General features: G+C 46.5%; 1 protein-coding gene. It reads left to right on the top strand.

Annotated elements, in window-relative coordinates; genetic code table 11:
• Nucleotides 1-245, top strand: a 245-nt coding sequence (locus KVT36_RS31965; protein ID WP_217607474.1) for a mechanosensitive ion channel domain-containing protein, incomplete at both ends; no start/stop codon positions are given.

Below are 245 nucleotides of genomic sequence, written 5' to 3' on the forward strand. Positions count from 1 at the left end.
GCCTTTACCCAGCCCAACCGTATTGGTGATGTACTGATCGTGGAAAATGAATGGGGGCGTGTAGAAGAAATTACCCACACCTATGTAGTGCTGGGGAACTGGGATCAGCGTAAGCTGATATTACCTATTAACTATTTTATTGAAAAACCTTTACAGAACTGGACCCGCACAGGATCGGCCATATTGGGCACCGTGTTCCTATTCCTCGATTATTCTGCACCGGTGGATGCTTTGCGGGAAGAATT

The sequence above is a fragment of the Chitinophaga sp. GbtcB8 genome (assembly GCF_019091455.1).
In the GTDB taxonomy this organism is placed as follows: domain Bacteria; phylum Bacteroidota; class Bacteroidia; order Chitinophagales; family Chitinophagaceae; genus Chitinophaga.